The following is a 2979-nucleotide window of genomic DNA, read 5'->3' as shown; positions in this document are numbered from 1 at the left end:
GGTGGCGGGGCTGCGGTGGGGGCGGCCCGACCGGCTCCGGCCGGGCCTCCCGCCGGGCTGTCAGGCGCCGGTGATGGTGCAGGTGCTCGGGCAGGAGACGCGGCAGGAGTAGCCGCAGACTCCGGCCTGCTCCTCTTCGGCGGGGAGCTGCTGCAGGGCGTCGAGGTCGATCTCGATCATGGTGTGTTCCTCTCTGGGACGGTTACGGCCGGCGGGTGTGCCGTCCGCGGTTTCGTGCGGGAGTTGGCCGGAGTCAGACGCCGGTGGCGGTGCAGGTGATGTCGCAGGTGACCTTGCAGGAGAGGCGGCAGACGGTCGTCTGCTCCTCCTCGGCGGGCAGCTGCTGCAGGGCGTCCAGGTCGAGCTCCATGACGGTGTTCCTCTCTGAAGGGGGTGTGGTCGGCGGGGTTCGCCGTCCGCGGTTTCGTACGGGACTTACGCGCCGGTGACGGTGCAGGTGTTCGGGCAGGTGGTGCGGCAGGAGTAGCCGCAGACTCCGGCCTGCTCCTCCTCGGCGGGGAGCTGCTGCAGGGCGTCGAGGTCGAGTTCCATGGGTGATCTCCTCTTGTTCATCGGTGGGTCGGGCGCGGCGCTGTCCCGGGGGAGGGGCGCCGCGGGGAGGTGGGGGAGGGCCGGGTCACCGGCCTCCGTCACGACCCGTCGCGCTGGGTGTACGGGCAGGTCACGCTGCAGGTGTAGCTGCAGATGGTCGCCTGCTGCTCCTCGGTGGGCAGCTGCTGCAGGGCGTCGAGGTTGAGCTCCATGACGGTGTTCCTCTCTGAAGGTCGGTACGGTCAGCGGGTGCCGGCCGTCGGTCGGAAGGGCACCTCCTCGCCGGTGACGGCGGGACCGGAGGTCCGGAGGTCCGCTTCAGCGGCCCGCCGTCACGACGGGTCGGGGCCGGTGACCGGGCAGGAAGTGCAGCAGGAGTAGCGGCAGGGCCAGTTGGCCTGCTCCTCCTCCGTGGGAAGTTGCTGCAGGGCGTCGAGATCGAGCTCCATCAGTGATCACCTCCCTTCACATCAGGTGGTGCCGGTACGGACCCGGGCGGGGCGGGGTGGCCCTGCCCGGCGAGGAAGCGCACGACCGATGCGAGGACCGGATCGTCGGTTCCGGTCCCGAGCACGGCATGGCCGCGCTCGGGAAGCTCGAGGTAGTGGAAGTCGGTGCCGGGGCGGCGGCCGAGGGCGGTCAGCCGTTCCACCAGTGCCCGTGAGTGGCCGACCGGCACGGAGTCGTCGCGGGCGCCGTGGACGAGCAGGAGCGGCACCGACAGGGCGGGAGCCGACCGCTCCACGTCCCGCGGGCCGAGCTCGTCCCGTACGGGCGTCAGTCCGTCCAGCCGCTCGACCATGGCGCGGACCTGCGCCGAGCCCTCGGCGTGCAGCCGCGGACCGGACAGGAACGGCGCCACGGCCGCGCAGGCCGACCAGCCGTCGGGTTCGGCCGTCGCAGCCAGCAGGGCCAGGAAGGCGCCGTAGCTGACCCCGTACAGGGCCGGCCGGGAGCGCCCCGTACCGCGCTCGCGGATCAGGGAGCGTCCGACGGCGGTGACGTCCGCGAGGTCGGGACCGCCCCACGCCCCGCTGATGGCCAGCGTGTGGGCGGCGCCGTATCCGGTACTGCCGCGCGGGTTCGGCGCGACCACCGCCAGGCCGGCTGCCGCCAGCGCTTGCAGGAACGGATCGAAGCCCAGGGTCCAGCGGCTGTTGGGCCCGCCGTGCAGGGCCAGCACGACCTGCCGAGCGGTGCGCCAGTCGGGCCCGTACAGCACGGCCTCGACGGGGCCGTCCGCTCCGGGAAAGGTCTCCAGACGGGCCGGGTGGTGACCGGGACGGGCCGGTTCGGGAAGTTCGAGGGAGGTGGCGGCGGCCGGCACCCAGCCGAGGGTGCGCGGCCGGCCCGGGTCGGAGTGCGGCAGCCACAGCCCGTTCCCGGTCCACGCCGCGAAGGGCAGCAGGTCCCCCGGCGGCATGTCGATCTGACGGGCGTTGCCCGAGACCGGGTCGAGAAGGGTGAGGCACGACCTGGCCCCGGACGTGGTGAGCAGGGCCAGCCGGTCGCCGTCCGGTTCCAGGGCGAGCGGGTGGACGGCGCCGGGGAGACCGGTGTCGCCGTGGACCGCGCGCAGGGGCGTATCACCGTCCAGGTCCGCCAGCGCGAGCCGGTTCCCCTCGGGGGTGAGCCGGGCGAGCAGGACCCGTCCGGTGGCCGCGGCCAGCACGTGGGCCGGCCCGCTGCGCGCCGTCAGATCCCGGAGCCCGCCGTCACGGAGGTCGAGCACCACCGGCCCCGGGACCTCGTCGAGCAGTCGGGTGAACAGGACCCGGTGGTCGAGCACGATCCCGCCCAGCAGCGTGCCGGTGACCCGGGTCGTCACCTCGAACCGTGGCTGGTCACCGCGGACCGCGAGGACGAGCGTGTCGCGCGCCGCGCCGCCGCTCACCCCGAGGGCCAGCAGTCCGGAGCCTTCGGGCGCAGGGAGCAGCCGCAGCGGCCGCCCGCCCGGCACCGGGACGGCGTCCTGGTGTCCGTCGACGGTCAGCCGGGCCAGCGTCTGCGCGCCGCCCCGTCCGTGCCAGGAGGCCAGCAGGCTCGTACCGTCGAGGGGGAGGAGCTGGGTCCAGGCGGGGTCGCTGCCCAGCGCGGTCCTCAGCTCGAGCCGGGGACCGGACGGGCCCAGGTGCCAGCCCTCGGCGAAGTGGTGTCCGTCGGTGCCGGTGGCCACGCACGCGGCCCGCAGGCCGTCGGCGGAGAACCGGAAGCTGGTACGGACCGTCACCTCGGCGTCGGCCGGTGCGGCCGGACGGCCGTCCGGCGGCAGGACCGCGGTACGGGCGCTCACGGCCGCACCTGCCTACAGTCGGCCGGACCGCCCTGAGGGAGCGCCGGTCCGTCGGCCATCCACGGCCGCGGACCGCCGTGGCGCGGCTCTGCTCGCGGTGGCTGCGGCGCAGCACGGGCGGCAGGAAGACCACG

Annotated in this window: 6 protein-coding genes; all 6 read right to left on the bottom strand. The window is 74.6% G+C overall.

Features of this window, described 5'->3' with window-relative positions:
* Window positions 1-60 precede the first annotated feature (60 nt).
* The 6 genes from ACWGDE_RS37800 to ACWGDE_RS37775 all read right to left on the bottom strand — a co-directional run bounded on the left by ACWGDE_RS37800 (window position 61) and on the right by ACWGDE_RS37775 (window position 2845).
* Complete coding sequence (locus ACWGDE_RS37800) at window positions 61-180, bottom strand: ALQxL family class IV lanthipeptide (RefSeq protein ID WP_453393614.1); 120 nt, start codon at window positions 178-180, stop codon at window positions 61-63.
* Window positions 181-253: 73 nt separating this feature from the next.
* Window positions 254-370, bottom strand: a complete 117-nt coding sequence (locus ACWGDE_RS37795; protein WP_453393613.1) for an ALQxL family class IV lanthipeptide — start codon at window positions 368-370, stop codon at window positions 254-256.
* Between the two features lie 65 nt (window positions 371-435).
* Entirely contained in the window at window positions 436-552 is a 117-nt protein-coding gene (locus ACWGDE_RS37790; RefSeq protein WP_453393612.1) for an ALQxL family class IV lanthipeptide, read from the bottom strand.
* 98 nt (window positions 553-650) lie between these two features.
* Complete coding sequence (locus ACWGDE_RS37785; protein ID WP_453393611.1) at window positions 651-764, bottom strand: ALQxL family class IV lanthipeptide; 114 nt, start codon at window positions 762-764, stop codon at window positions 651-653.
* Window positions 765-884: 120 nt separating this feature from the next.
* On the bottom strand, window positions 885-1001 hold the full coding sequence (locus ACWGDE_RS37780; protein WP_453393610.1) for an ALQxL family class IV lanthipeptide: 117 nt from the start codon (window positions 999-1001) through the stop codon (window positions 885-887).
* Entirely contained in the window at window positions 1001-2845 is a 1845-nt protein-coding gene (locus tag ACWGDE_RS37775) for a prolyl oligopeptidase family serine peptidase (protein ID WP_453393609.1), read from the bottom strand. Before ACWGDE_RS37775 ends, ACWGDE_RS37780 begins: the two co-directional genes overlap by 1 nt.
* Window positions 2846-2979: the final 134 nt, after the last annotated feature.

It is taken from the genome of Streptomyces sp. NPDC054956, assembly GCF_053609185.1.
This window is presented reverse-complemented; position numbering and strand designations above follow the sequence as displayed.